Here is an 18,882-nt window from a genome sequence, read left to right as displayed (position 1 = left end):
CGCGGGCCCGGGCCGGCGCGCCGGAGCCCCGGTCGGTTCGCTGGTCGGCGATCCGGCCGGGGCTCGGGCGGGGTGTCTTTCGGTGGCGCGGGGCCCGCCTGTTACTGGCCGGCGCCCCAGTCCGCCCAGTCCATGTTCCAGCCGTTGATGCCGTTGTCGGGCGCGATGATGTCGTCGTCGGAGTTGATCACCTCGACGACGTCTCCGATGATCGAGTTGTCGTAGAACCACGCGGCGTCGGTGTTCGGATCGCCGGCGCCCTGGCTGTCCCGCAGGCCGACGCAGCCATGGCTGACGTTGTCGCTGCCGAAGGTGGCCGAGGACGCCCAGTAGTTGCCGTGGACAAAGGTGCCGGAGGTGGAGAGCCGCATGGCGTGCGGCACGTCGGCGATGTCGTACTCGCCGCCGAAGCCGACGGTCGACCCGTCCATCCGGGTCTCCTTGTGCTTCTCGGTGATCACCATCTTGCCGTTCCAGGTCTCGGTGCCCGGGGCGCCGGCGGTGATCGGCACGGTGCGAAGCGTTTCGCCGTCCCTGACGACATCCATGGTGTGCGCGGCGGCGTCCACGGTGGTCACCTGGCTGCGGCCCACGGTGAAGCCGATATCCTCCCGCAGGGTGCCGTAGACGCCGTCGGCGCCCTCGACGCCCCTGATCCGGAAGCGCACCTCGACCTCGGTCCCCGGCTCCCAGTACTCCTCGGGCCGGAAGTCCACGCGCTGTTGGCCGAACCAGTGGCCGCGCACCTCGACGGGCGGGTCGGTGGTGATCTGGATGGCGTCCCTGATCTCGGCGGTGTTCTCGATCGGGGTGTCGAAGGTGACCGACAGCTCCATGCCGACGCCCACCTCCGAGCCGTCCGGGATGTTCCAGTAGCTGGAGAAGGTCGCGTCGGCGGCCACGGTGGTGAAGGTGGCCGACCGCGTCTCGGACTCCCCGTCGGCGTTCTCCCCGACCGCCGTCAGGGTGTACTCGGTGCTGTTGGCAAGGGCCTCGGTGGGCTCCCAGGAGGTGGCGTCCTCGGTCAACTCGCCGGCTATGTCCTCGCCTTCGGGTCCGGCGACGGTGACCTCCGTCAGGGTCCCGTCCTCGGCGCCGACCGCGAGGGCGCCGGTGGTGGCCACATCGGTGGCGCCGTCCTCCGGTGTGATGGTGATGGAGATCGCCGGCGTCTCGGTCTCCTCCTCGGCCGGTTCCTCGGCCTTGTCGCTCCCACTGCACGCGGTCAACGCCAGCAGGACGACCCCCAGCAGTACCCCCGTCCCCCTGCGCGTCCGTCTGGCCCCGATCCCCGTTCGCACGTCGGAATCTCCCCTCGCAACCCCAGTTGATCAATCAGGTAATCACACCGAATCACCGAGATGGGACGCGGAAGTGTCACCGTTCCGTCGCAGTTCAGAGGGCCCTTCGAGCCGACTCCAGCACCGCCGAGTCCCACCTCGGACGGCGAATCATGGCAAAATGCCGTATTCCCGGACAGTGGCGCGTTCCCGTCAACTCGCGTGCCACGACACGTGCGGGCCGCCGTGGAACCGGGAACCATCCGGGTGAGAGACATTGGAGGGCGCCCGTGTCCCAGGCACCTGAGCACACCAGGACCGACGCCTGGCCCGGTCACCCCCAGCCCCTCGGCGCCAGGTTCCGGGTGGGCCCCGACGGCACCGAGGGCACCAACTTCGCCCTCTGGGCCGGCGGCGCCGAGGCCGTCGAGGTCTGCCTCTTCGACGACCAGGGGCATCAGACCCGCTGCCCCCTTGAGGAGCTGACCCACGAGATCTGGCACGGCTTCCTGCCCGGGGTCCGCCCGGGGCAGCGCTACGGCTACCGGGTGCACGGCCCCTGGGATCCGTTCGCCGGCGCCCGCTGGAACCCGGCCAAGCTGCTGCTCGACCCCTACGCCCGCGCCGTCGACGGCGAGTTCGCGCTGCCGCCCGAGGTCTACGGCCACACCAGGGACCATCCGCGCCAGGACATCGCCGACACCGTGCGCGACGAACGGGACTCCGCGCCCCATGTCCCCAAGGGCGTCGTGGTGCACGACACCGACACCTGGGTGGACGACCGGCGCCCCAAGACCCCCTGGCCCGACTCGGTGATCTACGAGCTGCACGTCCGCGGCTTCACCATGCGCCACCCCGAGATCCCGCCCGAACTGCGCGGCACCTACGCGGGCCTGGCCCACCCCGCCGCCATCGAGCATCTGACCGGCCTCGGCGTCACCGCCGTCGAGCTGCTGCCGGTCCATCAGTTCGCCCACGAGGACCATCTGCTGCGCCGGGGCCTCACCAACTACTGGGGCTACAACTCCATCGGATACTTCGCGCCGCACGCCGGCTACAGCGCCTCCGGCAGCCGGGGGCAGCAGGTCGGCGAGTTCAAGAACATGGTCAGGGCGCTGCACCAGGCCGGCATCGAGGTGATCCTCGACGTCGTCTACAACCACACCGCCGAAGCCGACGAGCGCGGCCCCACCCTCTCGCTGCGCGGCATCGCCAACCCCGGCTACTACCGACTCGCCGACGACCCACGCCGCTACGCCGACTACACCGGCTGCGGCAACACCCTCCATGTGGTCCAGCCCCAGGTGCTGCGGCTGATCACCGACTCGCTGCGCTACTGGGTGCAGGAGATGGGCGTGGACGGGTTCCGGTTCGATCTGGCCGCCGCGCTGGCCCGTTCCATGCACGACGTCGACATGCTCTCCCCGTTCCTCGCCGTGATCGCCCAGGATCCGGTGCTCCGCCGGGTCAAGCTGATCGCCGAGCCCTGGGACGTCGGCAACGGCGGCTACCAGGTGGGCGCCTTCCCCCCGCTCTGGACGGAGTGGAACGACCGCTACCGCGACACCGTCCGCGACTACTGGCGCGGTGCCCTGCCCGATGTGCGGGACCTCGGCTATCGGCTCTCCGGATCGAGCGACCTCTACGCCTGGGGCGGCCGACGCCCCTACGCATCCGTCAACTTCGTGACCGCGCACGACGGTTTCACCCTGCGCGACCTCGTCTCCTACCAGCACAAACACAACGAGGCCAACGGCGAGGACAACCGTGACGGCACCGACGACAACCGCGCCTGGAACTGCGGCGCCGAGGGCGAGACGGACGACCCCGAGGTCAACGCGCTCCGTCGCCGTCAGCTGCGCAATCTGCTGACCACCCTGCTGCTCTCCACCGGCGTGCCGATGCTGGTGGCCGGCGACGAGTTCGGCCGCACCCAGGGCGGCAACAACAACGGCTACTGCCAGGACAACGAGATCGGCTGGGTCGACTGGTCCCTCACCGGCAACCAGCACTGGCAGGCGCTGTTGGATCTCACCCGGCGGCTGATCCGGATGCGTCGGGAGCATCCGGTGCTGCGGCGGCGCGCGTTCTTCTCCGGGCGTCGCCAGGCCCCCGCCGGCATAAGGGACCTGGGCTGGTTCACCGGCGAGGGCAAGGAGATGACGGAGGAGGACTGGTACGCGCCCAGCCACACCGTGGGCATGTACCTCTCCGGTCGGGACATCCCCCAACGGGACGCCAGGGGACGCCCGGTGACGGATGTCAGCTTCCTCGTCGTGCTGCACGCGGGCCCCGAGCCCACCGACTTCCCGCTGCCGGGCCCGCCCTGGGGCGCCGTCTACCGCCTGCTGCTGGACACCTCACGGGAGCGCCAGGACACCCCACCCGACTCCACCCACCTCGGCGGCACCGCGCTCCGGGTGCCGGAGCGCTCGGTGCTGCTGCTGCGGGTGGAGCAGGTGGACGTCCCCGTTCGCGCCGGCGCGTAGCCGTCCGCGCCGCCGCGTAACCGTCCCGCGCCGGCGCCTAACGCTCCTCGTCCGTGAACCGGCCGTCGCGGGCGGCCAGTTCGCGCACCGAGGCGGGGGGTGTGAACCGTTCGCCATAGCGCGCGGTCAGCTCGTCGGCGCGGGCCACAAAGCCGGCCGGGCCGCCCGGGTGGCCGTTGACATACTGGAGCACGCCGCCCGTCCAGGCGGGGAAGCCGATGCCGAGCAGCGAGCCGATGTTGGCGTCCGCGACCGAGGTCAGCACCCCCTCGTCCAGACAGCGCACCGAGTCGAGCACGGGCGCCACCAGCAGCCGGTCGACGAGATCGGCGAACGGCGGCACCGCCTCGGGCCCCGCTTCGCCGCCGAAGTGCTCGCGCAACCCCGGCCAGAGGCCGGCCCGTTCGCCGTCCCGGTACTCGTAGAAGCCGGCGCCGGCGGCCCGTCCGGTGCGACCGAACTCGTCCACCATCCGGTCCAGCACCGCGTCCCCCGGGTGCGGCTGCCAGCTGCCGCCGGCCTCCTCGACCGCGCGGCGGGTCTCCTCCCTGATGCGACGCGGCAGGGTGAGCGTCAACTCGTCCAGCAGCGACAGCACCCGGGCCGGATAGCCGGCCTGTGCCGCGGCCTGTTCGACGGTGGCCGGCGGCACCCCCTCGCCGACCATGGCAAGGCCCTCGGTCAGGAAGCGTCCGATCACCCGCGAGGTGAAGAAGCCGCGCCCGTCGCGCACCACGATCGGCGTCTTGCCGATCGCCCGTACCAGATCGAAGGCGCGGGCCAACGCCTGCTCGCCGGTGCGCTCGCCGACCACGATCTCCACCAGCGCCATCCGCTCCACCGGCGAGAAGAAGTGCAGCCCGATGAAGTCCTCCTGCCGGCGTACCCCCTCGGCCAGCTGACCGATCGGCAGCGTCGAGGTGTTGGAGCAGAGCAGCGCGTCGGGCGCCACCACGTCCTGGACCTCCTGGAACACCTTGTGCTTGAGCGCCGGATCCTCGAAGACCGCCTCGATGACCACATCGCTGCCGGCCAGTTCGGCGGCCTCGTCCGTCGCCACCACCCTGGCCAGCACCTCGTCCCGCCGCTCGGCGGTCAGCCGGCCGCGCCCCACCGCCTTCTCCAGCAGCGCCTCGACCTTGGCCCGGCCACGCTCGGCGGCCTCCCGCGAGACGTCCTTGATCACCACCTCCAGGCCGGCCGTGGCACAGGCGTGCGCGATGCCGGCGCCCATCATCCCGGCGCCCAGCACCGCCACCCTGCTCGCCTGGGTCGGGGCGATCCCCGACGGCCGACTGCGACCGGAGTTGACCGCGCGCATATCGAAGAAGAACGCCTGGATCATGTTCTTGGCGGTCTGGCCGACCACCAACTCGGTGAAGTAGCGCGCCTCGATCTTGGCGGCGGTGTCGAAGTCCACCTGGGCGCCCTCGACCGCGGCGGCCAGGATGTTGCGCTGCGCCGGATAGGGCGCGCCGTTCAACCGCTCCCGCAGCCGCGCGGGGAACGCGGGCAGCGTGGCCGCCAGCCTGGGATGGCTCGGGGTGCCGCCCGGCATCCGATAGCCCTTGGCGTCCCAGGGCTGCCCGGCCTCCGGGTTCTCCTCGACGAACGCCCTGGCCCGCGCCAGCAGTTCGTCCCGGTCGGCGACGACCTCATGCACCAGACCCGCGGCCAGGGCGGCGCCCGGACGGTAGCGCCGGCCCTCCAGCAGCACCTTCGACAGCGCGTCGGCGACGCCCAGCAGCCGCACCGTGCGCGTCACCCCGCCACCGCCCGGCAGCAGCCCGAGGGTCACCTCGGGCAGCCCGAACCTGGCCTTCGGCGCGTCCAGCGCGATCCGGTGGTGGCAGGCCAGCGCGATCTCGAAACCGCCGCCGAGCGCGGTGCCGGCCATCGCCGCCACCACCGGACGCCCCAGCGTCTCCAGCGCCCGGAACGCCCGCTTCACCCGCAGCCCGCGCTCGAAGACCTCCTCGGCCTCGGCCGGCGTGGCCGCCAACAGATCGTGCAGATCGCCCCCGGCGAAGAACGTCTCCTTGGCCGAGGTGATCACCACACCCCGGATCTGATCCCGTTCGGCCACCAGCCGATCAACGGTAAACACCAGGGAGTCGATAAAGGCGGCGTTCATGGTGTTCGCCGACTGGGCGGGATCGTCCAGGACCAGTGTGACGATCCCGCTCCCGTCCCGCTCCCAGCGGATGGTGTTCCGCTCGGGCTCGGCGACGGACGACGCGGACGACGCGGGGGACACGGACGACGCGGGGGAAGGGGACGGCTGCGACGGCTGGGACATGCGGCTTGCTCCTCGATGACGGAACGGGCTGAACGGGCGAAGGGATCAGAGGCGTTCCAGCACGGTGGCCACTCCCATTCCGCCTCCCACGCACAGCGTCACCAGGCCGTACCGCCCGTTCCTGCGCTCCAACTCGTCCAGCAGCGTGCCCAGGAGCATCCCGCCCGTGGCGCCCAACGGATGCCCCAACGCGATGGCCCCACCGCTGACATTGACGATCTCCGGATCCAGATCGAGATCCCTGATGCAGCGCAACACCACGGCGGCGAACGCCTCGTTGATCTCCACCAGATCCAGATCGGCGACCGTCAACCCGGCCTTGGCCAGGGCCTTTCGGGAGGCGGGGGCCGGGCCGGTGAGCATGATCGTCGGCTCGGAGCCCGAGACCGCCGCCGAGACCACCCGCGCCCGGGGCGTCAGACCGTAGCGCTCGCCGACCTCCCGGCCGCCGACCAGCACCAGCGAGGCGCCGTCCACGATGCCCGAGGAGTTCCCCGCGTGGTGCACATGGTCGATCCGCTCCAGCCAGTGGTACTTCTGCAGCGCCACCGCGTCGAAACCGCCCTGCTCACCGATGGCCGCGAAGGACGGCTTGAGCTTCGCCAGCGATTCCGCCGTGGTGCCGGGGCGCACATGCTCGTCGCGGTCCAGCACCAGCAGCCCGTTGCGGTCGACGACCGGGACCACCGACCGGCCGAACCTGCCGTCCTTCCAGGCCGCCACGGCCCTGGCCTGCGACTCGGCGGCATAGCTGTCCACATCGTGGCGGGTGAAGCCCCCGACGGTCGCGATCAGGTCGGCGGACACGCCCTGCGGGACGAAGCCGGTGGCGAAGTTGGTCATCGGGTCATGCACCCAGGCACCCCCGTCCGAGCCGATCGGCACCCGCGACATCGACTCCACGCCGCCGGCGAGCACCAGATCCTCCCAGCCGGAACGGACCTTGGCCGCCGCGAGGTTGACCGCCTCAAGACCCGAGGCGCAGAAGCGGTTCTCCTGCACGCCGGCCACCGTGTCCGGCAGACCGGCCGCGAGCGCCGCCGTCCTGGCGATATCGGCGCCCTGATCCCCCAACGGGGAGACCACGCCGAGGACGATGTCATCGATGGCGGCCGGGTCGAGACCGGGAAGGCGGCGGCGCAGCTCGTCGATCAGCCCGACCACCAGATCGACGGGCTTGACCTCGTGCAGCGAACCGTTCGCCTTGCCACGCCCGCGCGGCGTGCGAATGGCCTCGTAGACAAACGCGTCGGTGCTCAACGTCGCTGCCCCTCTCTCCAGGAATCTTCTTCGGGATCCGTACCGGATGGGTACGGAATGCGTAAGGGATGGCTATGGGTCGGCGGTTGCCCTTCGGCGTCGGCCCCGCCGTGTCGCGTCAGTCCAGCAGGGAGCGGCCGATGATCTCCTTCATGATCTCCGTGGTGCCGCCGAAGATCGTCTGCACCCGGCTGTCGGTGAACGCGCGGGCGACCGGGTACTCCGCCATATAGCCGTAGCCGCCGTGGAGTTGGAGACAGCGGTCGACCACCCTGTTGGCCAGCTCGGTGGCCCACCACTTGGCCATCGAGGCATGCGCGGTGTCCAGACCGCCCGCGTTGTGCTCCAGCACGCAGCGGTCGATAAACGTCCTGGTGACGGTGGTCTCGGTGGCCAACTCGGCGATCTGGAACCGGACATGCTGCAGCTTGGACAGCGGCCGGCCGAACGCCTCGCGGCCGCGCACGTACTCCGTGGTCGCCTCCAGGATGCCCTCGGCCACCGCCGCCGCGCCCACCGCGATGGTCAGCCGCTCCTGCGGCAGCCGGGACATCAGATAGGAGAACCCGTGGTGCTCCTCGCCCAGCAAATTCTCCTTGGGCACCCGCACATCCGTGAACGACAACTCGGCGGTGTCCTGCGCGTGCAGACCGATCTTGTCGAGGTTCCGACCGCGCTCGAAACCCTCCATCCCACGCTCCACCACCAACAGGCTGAGCCCCCGCGAGCCGCCCTCCGGAGTGGTCCGGGCCACCACGATCACCAGATCGGAGAGGATCCCGTTGGAGATGAACGTCTTCGCCCCGTTGAGGAGATAGTGGTCTCCCTTGTCCACGGCGTTGGTCCTGATGCCCTGCAGATCGGAACCCGCCCCCGGCTCGGTCATCGCGATGGCGGTGATGATCTCGCCCGAACAGAAACCGGGCAGCCAACGACGCTTCTGCTCATCCGTGGCCAACTCGGTGAGATAGGGGCCCACGATGTCGTTGTGCACCCGGAAACCGGGGCCGGTGGCGCCGGCGCGGGCGAACTCCTCGGCCAGCACCATGGGAAAGCGGAAGTCCGCGCTGCCGCCGCCCCCGTACTCCTCCGGCACCGCGAGCCCCAACAACCCCTGCCGGCCCGCTGCCGACCAGACCGAACGGTCCACCACACCCGCCCGCTCCCACCGCTCGTGGTGCGGCGACACCTCCTGTGCCAGAAACGCCCGCACCGTCGCGCGGAACTCCAGGTGCTCAGGATCGAAGATCTCCCGACGCATAGCGCTGACCTCAGCTTCCCGCATCCGTCCCCCGCTCCGGCCGTTCGCCGGAGCTGTGAGCGGCCACCAGCGTAGGCACCGCCCAGTCGGCCGCCACCTCGGCCGTATGCGCCCCCGGCTCGGCCGGCGGACGGCGCAGGGCGCCGGGCGTGGCCGAGAAACGCGGGGCAGGCGCCGGCTGGCGCACCCCCGCCTCATCGACCAGGGTGCCGCGCGCCGCCAGATGGGGATGAGCGGCGGCCTCGCCCAGCGAGAGCACCGGCGCCACACAGGCGTCCGTCCCCTCGAAGATCTCCGACCACTCGGCCCGCGAACGCTCGGCGAAGCGCGCCGCGATCAGCTCCCGCAACCGGGGCCATCGGCCGACGTCCCCCCGGTCGGGAGCCTCGGCCGGCAGCTCCAACAGCCGTGCGAACTCCGCGTAGAACCGCTCCTCAAGGGCCCCGACCGCCATCCAGCCGCCGTCGGCCGTGGCATACACCGAGTAGTAGGGGCAGGCGCCGTCCAGGATGTTGACCCCGCGCGCGTCCCGCCAGGCGCCGGCGCCCAGCATGCCCCAGAGCATCGACGTCAGATGCGCCGTACCGTCCACGATCGCGGCGTCCACCACCTGCCCCACGCCCGTGCGCCCAGCGTGCAGCAGCGCCGCCAGCACCCCGCTGACCAGGTACAACGAGCCGCCCGCATAGTCCCCCAGCAGATTGACCGGGATCGAGGGCGGCCCGTCGGCCGGGCCGATCAGGCCCAGCGCGCCCACCGTCGCCAGATAGCCGATGTCATGGCCGGCCCGCGGCGCCAGCGGCCCGTCCTGCCCCCAGCCCGTCATCCTGCCGTACACCAGCCCGGGGTTACGGGCGAGCGCCGCCTCGGGGCCGACGCCCAGCCGCTCGGCGACGCCGGGCCGGAACCCCTCCAGCAGCACATCGGCGCGCTCCACCAGATCCAGCACCGCGCCGGGACCCGCCTCGGCCTTGAGATCCACCAGCACGGAACGCTTGTTGCGGTTGGTGAGATCGTGCGCCGGATCGATGCCCAGGGGCTGGCCGCCCGGGCGGTCAACCCGCACCACATCGGCGCCCAGATCGGCCAGCAGCATCCCGGCGAACGGCGCGGGGCCGATCCCGGCCAGCTCCACCACGCGCACGCCGGCCAGCGGCCCGACGTTCGGCCCCGTCCTGGTCAATGGGCCCCCCAGCATCGGCGAACGGCGACACGGATGCCGCCATGCCGGCGATGTTACGAACGAGTAGCGTCAGACGCAAGGGGGGTCCCGGGCACGCCGGGGCCCCGACGGCGTGCCACCGTCAGGGCCCCGGATATGGCCGGAACGAGCCGGCCGGGAGAGTGGTTGGGCGGGCTGGCTCAGCGGCCGTGGTTCTTGAAGTCGCCCACCTCGTCCAGCGTGATCACATCGGGATGGGTGTAGACGTGCTCCAGGTGCTCGCGCGAGTTCCAGTTGCCGTCGGTGAGGAACTCACCGGACCAGGTGACGAACCAGCTCCAGTCCGCCCGGTACGCCGTCAACAGGTCCGGGTCCGGGATCGGGCCGCACTCGGTGAGGGCAACCAGCTTGCTGTCCTGGCCCAACTCGACCAGCTGGTCGTAGGTGGCGCTCAGCGGACCGTGGTCGCCGGGCGGCGGATACGAGTCGGCGCTGACGATGTCCACCACGTCGTCGCCCGGGTACCACTCGGGGTCGACGGAGTTCCACACCCAGATCAGGTTGTCCAGCTCGTGGAGTTCGGTCAGCCGGTCGTACATCAGCCGCCACAGCTCCTTGGCCGGTTCGGCGCCCTTGGCACCCCACCAGAACCAGCCACCCTCGGCCTCGTGCAGCGGTCGCCACAACACCGGGATGCCCGCGTCCTCAAGCCGCTGCAACTCCTCGGCGATGGCGTCGATATCGCGCAGCAGCAAGCCGTAGTCCTCGGACGACGGATCGGCCAACGCGGCCTCGACGTCGAAGGTGGTCGCCTCGGTGTAGAAGCCGCGCCACCACTCGTTGCCCGGTTCGTCGATCAGCCCGCTGGGCGCGTTCCAGTGCCAGACGAAGGTGGTGATCCCGCCACGTTCGTCCCAGGCGAGCGCGTGGTCCACGTCCTGTCCGACCGTGCCGCGCTCGACGCGGCTGGGGGAGTAGTCCATCAGGTCCAGGCCGGCGATGGCCGGCGAGGTGTCGAGGTTCTCCTCGATCCACTCGATGGACGCCATGTCCTGCTGACCGCTGAGGATGGCGTTGCCGTAGTGGTCGGTCAGATAGCTCAGCAGCGACCGCGCCTCCGGCGAGGCGTCCGGGTTGACCGGCTCGCCGGTCACCTGGTGCGGCGGTCGTTCGGCCGCCGGCTCCAGGCTGATCGCGTCGATCTCGTACCAGCCCCAGTTGCTGCGCACCGTCAGGGTGTTGGTGCCCTCCTGGAGCAGCACCTTGCCGGCGGGCAGGGCGGTGAACTCGTTCGTCTCCGGCAGGGTGATCTCGCCCATGCCGGACCCGTTCAGCAGCAGCGTCGCATTCTTCTGACCGTTCGGTGTCCGGTAGTGAACGGTCAACTCGTGCAATCCGCCCGGGCTTTCCGGGATGCTGATGGTGACCTGATCGTGGTCGGCGTCAAAACCGGTCACATAGCCGCTGCCCGAGTACCCGGGGGCGGTGTTGTCCACCTCCACCCCGACCAACTCGCCGTCCTCGGCCTCGTAGACCTCGGCCTCGGCGGGGGCAGGCGTCTCGGCGGCGGGATCCTCCCCCGCGGTGGCGGCTGTCGCTCCCGTGGCGGCCAACAGGCCGGCCAGCGCCGCGCCGGCGAGCGCTGTTCGTATCGGCGTCCGCATCGTCATCGTCATACGTGATCACCCTCGTCCCGTGAGGTGTGTTCCTGCGCGATTGTGTTGTGGATCTTGCGAATGGGAGCGCTCCCGCACTCATTCGAACGCAGGGTCGCGAGCATGTCAATGACGGGGGTGGGGTGGCCGGGGAGTGTGGTGGGGGTGGGTGACGCTGTGCGGTTGGGTCGGAATCCGACCGTGGATGGCGGGCGACGGTTGGAGAGTTGGTCGGATGGGTTGGCGGCGGTCGCTTTCGGTGGTTCTATCTGCGCGTGTGCGTGCGTACCTGTGTGTGTGTGCGGTGTTCGGCCCCCAATGGTGGTGCGGCCGAGCGGTGGCCTGGCGCGGTGGGCTTGCCGCCGCGGGCGGCGGCGTGGCCGCTGGCGGCCACGCCGGGGGTGGTCCGCGTCGGCCTGGCGGCCGGGCGGTGGCCTGGCGCGGCCGGCGCGGGACGGGGGTGGCCCGTGGCGACCGGGCGGGGGTCGGGTTTCCGGGCGGTGGCTCGCCTCGGGCCGCGAACCGTTGTGGTGCGACGGCCGTTGTCGCGTCGACGCGTCGGGCTCGGCTCCGGCGTGGGCCCGTGGTCGTTCGCGTGGTGGGGTTCGTGTGGTGGCTCGCCCCGGGGCGTGAACTGTTGTGGTGCCGTGGTTGTTTCCGTGCCGATGCGCCGTTGGGATCCGGCTCGGGGTGTCCCGGTTCGGCGTGGGCCGGGGGTCGTCTGGTGCGCGTGGTCGGTCGGAGTGCCCGCCTCCCGCCGGCTCGGGGCGTCGGTGGCGTGTCGGGGTCGGTGCCGCAGGGGTGGGGGTGCGGCGGACGGGTCAGCGGGCCGTGCTTTCTCTGACCATCAGGTGGTGGGGGACCACGCGTTCGTGCGGTGGCGGCGGTGGTGCCGTGGTGGGGGAGGCGGGGGCGTTGGACTCGGCGATGCGTTGGACCAGCATGCCCACGGCCGCGCCCGCGATCGCCGCCTTGTCGGGGGCGACGGTGGTGAGGGTGGGAACGCTGAAGCGTCCCGCCTCGACGTCGTCGAAGCCGACCACCGCGACATCGTCGGGGACGCGCAGGCCGCGCTCGTGCAGGACGCGGATCGCGCCGATCGCCATCTGGTCGTTGAGGGCGAGCAGGCCGTCGGGACGGGCGCCGCTCTCCAGGGCGGTGTGGATCGCCGCCGCTCCGTCCGGGGTCGCGAACTTCCGGACCGGCAGGAGCATCGAGGGGTCGTAGGGGATGTTCGCCGCCGCGAGCGCGCTGAGATAGCCCCGGGTGCGCAGTTCGGCGGTGCCGGGGCCGGCGGCCTCCCTGCCGCCGATCACCAGGATGCGGCGGCGGCCGAGGGCGAGCAGGTGCTCGGTGGCCTCGCGGGCGGCCGACTCGTTGTCGATGGCGACATGGTCGGCCTGTCCGGCGCCCAGCGTCTCGCCGAGGAGCACCGTGGGCAGCGCCCCCCTGCGGTTTCTGAGGTCGTCGTCGACCAGCGCCAACGGGCTGAGGATGACGCCGTCGGCGAAGTCCGAGCCGAAGCCGTTCAGCGCGGACAGCTCGTGCTCCCGGTCGGCGCGGGTCTGGTGCACCAGGACGGTGAGCCCGTTGCGGTCCGCCTCCGCGATGATCAGGTTGGCCAGCTCGGCGAAGTAGGGGAGGTCCAACTCCGGTACCACCAGGGCGAGGATGCCGGTGCGGCCCCGTCTGAGGTGGCGTCCCGCGAGGTTGACCCGGTAGCCGAGGTCGTCTATGGCCTGGCGGACCACCCGCCGCGTGCGGTCCGAGACGTGGACGTAGTCATTGATGACGTTGGAAACCGTCTTCTCGGAGACGCCCGCCAGCTGCGCCACGTCCTTGATCCTGGGCCTCGCCAACCCGACCTCCCTGAGCCGCGATCGATCGTACCGGGCCCCCGGCCGGCGGGTCGAACAGTAACCATCTGTCGGGAATCTCCGACAGAAAGCAACGCGTACCAACCTCTTTACACGGCTTTCTACATCGCTGTAAACACGTATCAACAACCCAGCGTCGGGTGGGAAAGGTGCGAAATGAGCTTCGATCATTCCGGACATGGTGGCGGATTGCGGATGGGCCGCCGAGGACTGCTCCGGTGGGGACTCGCCGGGGCCGGCGCCGTCGCCGCGCCGGGTCTGCTGGCCGGCTGCGCCTCGCCGGCCTCGCCTTCCGGCTCCTCCTCGCTGCGGGTATGGGACCTCTTCTCCGGCGGCGACGGCGTGTTGATGGACGAGATGCTGGAGACGGCCACCTCGGGTGCCGACGCCTTCTCGGTCGACCGGACGATTCTGGAGTGGGGCCCCTCCTACTACACCAAGCTCGCCATGGCGGCGGCCGGCGGGCGGGCGCCCGAGGTGGCGGTGCTCCATCTCTCCCGGCTGGCGGGTTACGCGCCGGGCGGCCTGCTCGACCCCTTCGACCTCGATGTGCTGGCCGAGTTCGGGGTGGGCGAGGAGCACTTCGCCCCGGCGATCTGGGAGCGCGCGAAGTGGGACGGCGAGGTCTATGCGATCCCGCTGGACACCCACCCGTTCATCGTCTTCTACGACAAGGAGATAGCCGACCAGGCCGGACTGCTGGACAGCGAAGGGGAGTTGGCGCCGATCGGTTCGCCGGACCGGATGCTGGCGGCGAGCGAAGCGCTCGCCTCGGCGCAGAACGGCACCGGGGTGCTCTTCGGGCATGTGGGCGACCAGGCCCAGTGCTGGCGGCTGTTCAACGGTCTCTACGCGCAGACCGGTGCCAAGTGGGTGCTGCCGGATGGTGGCGAGCCCGAGGTCGACGTTGACGCGGCCGTGCGCGTGATCACTTTTATGACGGAGCTGTTCGACGGCGACCGGAACCCCAACCACCTTGACTATGCGGGGGCGATGGCTGCCTTCCAGGGGAGCCGGGGGGCCATGATTTTCTCCGGGGAGTGGGAGCTGCCCAACCTCAGGAGCACCGGGCGTCCACTGGGCGCGGCCCCCTTCCCCACGATCTTCGACCAGCCGGCGGTGAACGCCGACTCGCACGCCTATGTGTTGCCCCGGCAGTCGCGGGTGGACGAGGCCCGCCGCCGGGAGGCGCACCGTTTTGTCGCCACCATGCTCAAGGCCAGCTACACCTGGGCGTCCGCCGGCCATATCCCCGCGTACGAGCCGGTGATCGCGGACGAGCGGTACGCCGAACTCGATCCCCAGGCGTCCTACGCGGGGGCCTCGGAGGTCGCCGTCCTCGACCCGCCCAACTGGTTCACCGGTTCCGGATCCAACTTCCAGAACCAGATGACGCAGCCGATGCAGTCGGCGCTGCTGGGCAACATGTCGCCCGAGCGGGCCGTGGAGCAGATGGTCAGCGCGTCCGCCTCGATGCTCGACCAACCCAACCCGGTCGCGTGACGGAGACAAGGAGCCTGTGACGTGAGCACCACCGCATCGCGATCCAACGCGACCGACGACAGCGCGAAGGCCGGCACGGCCCCGCCGGCGAACCGAGAGCCACGCGACCCACGTGATCAACGCGGCCGGCGCCGTCAGACCGGCTGGTTGTTCGTCCTCCCCTTTGCTGTGGCCTTCGCGCTCTTTATGATCTGGCCGATCATTCAGGGCCTGTGGATGAGCTTCACCGATGAGTCGTTGACGCTCAGCGGCACGGACTTTGTCGGTTTTGACAACTTCGCCGAGGCATTCGGCGATCCCGATGTGTGGAGCAGCCTCGGCAACACCCTCTTCTTCACCGTGATCACGGTGATCCCGCTGGTGGTCGTGGCGCTCGGCATGGCGCTGCTGGTGCACACCGGGCTCGCCGGCCAGTGGATCTGGCGGCTGGCGTTCTTCGCGCCCTATCTGCTGCCGGTCAGCGTGGTCACCATCATCTGGCAGTGGCTCTACCAGCCGGACCTGGGGATGGCCAACCAGGCGCTGGAGAAGCTGGGGTTCGAGCCCATCGGCTGGCTCTCCGACGAGCAGTTCGCCATGTGGTCCATTGCGGCTCTGACCGTCTGGTGGACGGTCGGCTTTAACTTCCTTCTCTATCTGGCCGCTCTTCAGTCGCTTCCCGACCAGTTGTATGAGGCTGCGGCACTGGACGGGGCCGGCGCCTGGCGGCGGCTCTTCTCGATCACCCTGCCGCAGCTCAACCGCACCCACGGGCTGGTGGCGATGCTGCAGATCCTCGCCTCGCTCAAGGTGTTCGACCAGATCTACATCCTCACCAAGGGTGGTCCCAACAACTCCACCCGGCCGATCCTCGAATACATCTACGACGTCGGCTTCACCGGCTACCGGCTGGGCTATGCCTCCGCCGTCTCGTACCTGTTCTTCGCCCTGATCATCATCATCTCCATCGCCCAGCTGCGGATCTTCCCGCGTCAGGAGGGCTGACCGTGTCCGCGACGACGACGCGTCCCCGTCTCCACCCCGCCGGAGGCCCGCTGGGCCGTCGCCCCCGCCGCAAGGCGGACGACGACAGCTCCCCGCTGCTGCTGGGCCACGGTCGACTGCCCAGGATCCTGGCCGGCTGCGGTCTGGTGGTCTTCGCCGTCATCTGGCTGCTGCCCTTTGTCTGGGCGATCGCCACCTCGTTCCAGAGCGAACAGGATGTCGCCACACCCGGGTTCAACCCGATCAAGGGTGCGCTGACTCTTGAGCCCTACCGCACCATTCTCGATCGCGGGAACGTTCCGATCTGGGCGTTCAACAGCATTCTGATTGCCGTTCTGGTCACCCTGATCACCATTGTGATCTCGACCCTGGCCGCCTACGGCCTCTCCCGTGGCACCTTCAAGGGCCGCAAGCTGCTGCTGGGCGTCACGGTCGCGTCGATCATGGTCCCGCCGCAGCTGCTGATCGTGCCGCTGTTCCAGGAGATGCTCGCCTTCAACCTGGTGGACACCTACTGGGCGGTGATCCTCCCGCAGGTGGTGGCGCCGATGATGGTGTTCATCCTGAAGCGCTTCTTCGACGGCATCCCACGGGAGTTGGAGGAGGCGGCCCGCATCGACGGCGCGTCCGACCTCCGGGTCTTCTGGTCGATCGTGCTGCCGCTGTCCCGCCCGATCGTCGCCGCCGTCTCGGTGTTCGTCTTCATCGGCGCGTGGAACAACTTCATGTGGCCCTTCATCGTCACCAACGACCCCAACCTGATGACGCTCCCGGTCGGCCTCGCCACCGTCAAGGACGCCTACGGCGTGGTCTACGCCCAGAGCATGGCCGCGGCCCTGCTCGCCGCCGCACCGCTGATCGTCGTCTTCCTCTTCTTCCAGCGCCGCATCGTCAAGTCCGTGGCCACCACGGGCCTGGGCGGCACCTGATCCGCGAGCCGTGGAGCGGGACGGTGGCGGCGCCGGCGACCGCCACCGTCCCCGTTCCGCCTCCCGACCGCCGCGCCTACCACCGCCCTCATCACGAGCTTTTCTCGTTCGATGCGGAACCTCGCATCGGAAACAACCCATCTCACTGGAGTCTCTGTGCCTTCCCCCTCCGCCATTCCGCGGCCCGAATACCCGCGGCCGCAGTTCGTCCGTGGCGACTGGCTCAACCTCAATGGCACCTGGCAGTTCGAGTTCGACCGTGGCGACAGCGGAATCGATCGCGGACTGCTGGACCGTGACCTCAACGGCGAGATCATTGTTCCCTTCTGCCCGGAGTCGGAGCTTTCCGGTATCGGCGAGACCGACTTCCTTGAGGCGGTCTGGTACCGCCGCACCGCGACCGTCCCCGCCGACTGGGCGGGCCGCAGGGTGCTGCTGCACTTCCAGGCCGTCGACTACGACACCACCGTCTGGGTCAACGGCGCCCAGGTCGTCCGCCACCGTGGCGGATTCACCCCCTTCACCGCCGATCTGGGCGACGTCGCCCGGGCCGGCGAGGTGATCACCATCGTGGTCCGCGCCCGCGACCCCAAGTCGGGCCCGCAGGCGCGCGGCAAGCAGGCCGTCCGCTACGCCAACACCGACTGCCACTACACCAGGACCACCGGCATCTGGCAGACCGTCTGGCTGGAGCCGGTCGCCCAGGACCATCTCAAGCGGCCCAGGATCACCCCCGACCTGGCCGGTTCGGCGTTCCATCTGGAACTGCCCCTCTCCGGCAACCGCCCCGGGCACACCGTCCGCGCCGTGCTCAGCGACGCCGACGGCGAGGTGGCCACCGCCGAGGCCCGCGCCGACCTCGATCTCGCGCCCCGCCTCCACCTCCCCGTCCCGGCCGACCGCCGCCGGGTGTGGAGCACCGGCGACCCGCACCTCTACGATCTGCGCCTCGAACTCCGCGACGCGGACGGCACCGTGCTGGACAGCGCGGAGAGCTATGCCGGCCTGCGCTCCGTCGGCATCGACGGCAAGGCCATCACCATCAACGGTGAGAAGGTCTTCCAGCGCCTCGTCCTCGACCAGGGCTGGTACCCCGACGGACTGATGACCGCGCCCAGCGACGAGGCCCTGCTGCGCGATATCGAACTCTCCCTTGAGGCCGGCTTCAACGGCGCCCGGCTGCACCAGAAGGTCTTCGAGGAGCGCTTCCTCTACCACGCGGACCGCCTGGGCTACCTGGTCTGGGGCGAGTTCGGCGACTGGGGCTGCAATGTCGGCGGTCGCAGCGACGACAACCAGCAGCCCGACGCCTCCTATGTCGCGCAGTGGCTGGAGGCCGTCGAGCGGGACTACTCCCACCCGTCGATCATCGGCTGGTGCCCGCTCAACGAGACCTACCAGGGCCTCAGCGACCGCATCACCCAACTCGACGTGATCACCCGGGGCATGTTCCTCGCGACCAAGGCGATGGACACCAGCCGGCCGGTGCTGGACACCTCCGGGTACGCGCACCGCGTCCCGGAGACCGATGTCTACGACTCCCACACCTACGAGCAGAACCCGGAGGCGTTCGCCAAGCAGGTCGGCGGGCTCAGCCGGAACGAGCCCTATGTCAACGCCTATGACGACGGCAAGCCGTGGTCGGTGCCCTACAACGGACAGCCCTACTTCGTCAGCGAGTTCGGCGGCATCTGGTGGTGCCCGGAGACCGCCGCCGAGGCGCGCGGCGACGACCGCGCCGAGTCCTGGGGCTATGGCGACCGGCCGCGCGACGAGGAGGAGTTCCAGCAGCGGTTCGCCGGGCTCACCGGCGTGCTGCTGGAGGATCCGGACATGTTCGGCTACTGCTACACCCAGCTGACGGACGTCTTCCAGGAGCAGAACGGCGTCTACCGCTTCGACCGCTCGGTCAAGCTGGACGTCGACCGTGTCCGCGCGGCACAGCTGCGCCCGGCCGCCATCGAGAACGGCGAGCACTGACGGTCCCCTGCCCGGGTCGGCCCGGCTCGCCGAGGTCGCCCATGCCGACCGTGCCCCCGGATCTGGTTCTCCAGGTCCGGGGGCACGGTTCGTGGTCATCGCGGTTCGTTTACATCAGGTTCACAGGGTGGGGAGTTGAATGCTGATGCCGGCGCTGGCCGCCTCCGGGGACTCCCGGACGGCGTGGTCCTGAAGGTAGGGAG

The 18,882-nt window shown here is 70.2% G+C and carries 12 protein-coding genes; 5 read left to right on the top strand and 7 right to left on the bottom strand.

The features are described 5' to 3' along the window. Window positions 1-101: 101 nt before the first annotated feature. Window positions 102-1,301 (bottom strand): Ig-like domain-containing protein, encoded by a 1,200-nt coding sequence (locus AOM46_RS17000; protein ID WP_234313815.1) that lies wholly within the window; start codon window positions 1,299-1,301, stop codon window positions 102-104. 152 nt (window positions 1,302-1,453) lie between these two features. On the opposite strand from AOM46_RS17000, the gene glgX reads away from it, so the two are divergent. Beyond that, window positions 1,454-3,769: a glycogen debranching protein GlgX gene (gene glgX / locus AOM46_RS16995; RefSeq protein WP_078856899.1), complete on the top strand. Its 2,316-nt coding sequence runs from the start codon at window positions 1,454-1,456 to the stop codon at window positions 3,767-3,769. 37 nt (window positions 3,770-3,806) lie between these two features. Here the strand turns inward: glgX and AOM46_RS16990 are convergent, their stop codons facing one another. The 6 genes from AOM46_RS16990 to AOM46_RS16965 all read right to left on the bottom strand — a co-directional run bounded on the left by AOM46_RS16990 (window position 3,807) and on the right by AOM46_RS16965 (window position 13,265). Beyond that, window positions 3,807-6,068: a 3-hydroxyacyl-CoA dehydrogenase NAD-binding domain-containing protein gene (locus tag AOM46_RS16990; RefSeq protein ID WP_078856898.1), complete on the bottom strand. Its 2,262-nt coding sequence runs from the start codon at window positions 6,066-6,068 to the stop codon at window positions 3,807-3,809. 45 nt (window positions 6,069-6,113) lie between these two features. Further along, the gene (locus AOM46_RS16985) at window positions 6,114-7,328 is read right to left on the bottom strand and encodes an acetyl-CoA C-acetyltransferase (RefSeq protein WP_062212289.1); all 1,215 of its coding nucleotides are present in this window, start codon (window positions 7,326-7,328) and stop codon (window positions 6,114-6,116) included. Between the two features lie 118 nt (window positions 7,329-7,446). Continuing rightward, window positions 7,447-8,589, bottom strand: coding sequence for an acyl-CoA dehydrogenase family protein (locus AOM46_RS16980; protein ID WP_062212286.1), 1,143 nt, complete (start codon window positions 8,587-8,589; stop codon window positions 7,447-7,449). Between the two features lie 10 nt (window positions 8,590-8,599). Next, window positions 8,600-9,787: a CaiB/BaiF CoA-transferase family protein gene (locus tag AOM46_RS16975; protein WP_199823984.1), complete on the bottom strand. Its 1,188-nt coding sequence runs from the start codon at window positions 9,785-9,787 to the stop codon at window positions 8,600-8,602. A gap of 164 nt (window positions 9,788-9,951) precedes the next feature. Next, window positions 9,952-11,427, bottom strand: coding sequence for a glycosyl hydrolase (locus tag AOM46_RS16970; protein ID WP_234313814.1), 1,476 nt, complete (start codon window positions 11,425-11,427; stop codon window positions 9,952-9,954). 800 nt (window positions 11,428-12,227) lie between these two features. After that, on the bottom strand, window positions 12,228-13,265 hold the full coding sequence (locus AOM46_RS16965) for a LacI family DNA-binding transcriptional regulator (RefSeq protein WP_062212283.1): 1,038 nt from the start codon (window positions 13,263-13,265) through the stop codon (window positions 12,228-12,230). 174 nt (window positions 13,266-13,439) lie between these two features. On the opposite strand from AOM46_RS16965, the gene AOM46_RS16960 reads away from it, so the two are divergent. The 4 genes from AOM46_RS16960 (at window position 13,440) to AOM46_RS16945 (ending at window position 18,679) form a co-directional block, all read left to right on the top strand. Then, window positions 13,440-14,786: an extracellular solute-binding protein gene (locus AOM46_RS16960; RefSeq protein WP_078856897.1), complete on the top strand. Its 1,347-nt coding sequence runs from the start codon at window positions 13,440-13,442 to the stop codon at window positions 14,784-14,786. 21 nt (window positions 14,787-14,807) lie between these two features. Then, on the top strand, window positions 14,808-15,770 hold the full coding sequence (locus tag AOM46_RS16955; protein ID WP_062212279.1) for a carbohydrate ABC transporter permease: 963 nt from the start codon (window positions 14,808-14,810) through the stop codon (window positions 15,768-15,770). A 2-nt stretch (window positions 15,771-15,772) separates the two neighbouring features. Continuing rightward, entirely contained in the window at window positions 15,773-16,699 is a 927-nt protein-coding gene (locus AOM46_RS16950; RefSeq protein ID WP_062212277.1) for a carbohydrate ABC transporter permease, read from the top strand. 156 nt (window positions 16,700-16,855) lie between these two features. Then, the gene (locus AOM46_RS16945) at window positions 16,856-18,679 is read left to right on the top strand and encodes a glycoside hydrolase family 2 protein (RefSeq protein WP_062212275.1); all 1,824 of its coding nucleotides are present in this window, start codon (window positions 16,856-16,858) and stop codon (window positions 18,677-18,679) included. The last annotated feature ends 203 nt before the right edge of the window (window positions 18,680-18,882 follow it).

Origin of the sequence: Streptomyces sp. NBRC 109706, assembly GCF_000974485.1 — a bacterium.
Classification (GTDB): domain Bacteria; phylum Actinomycetota; class Actinomycetes; order Streptomycetales; family Streptomycetaceae; genus Streptomyces.
This window is presented reverse-complemented; position numbering and strand designations above follow the sequence as displayed.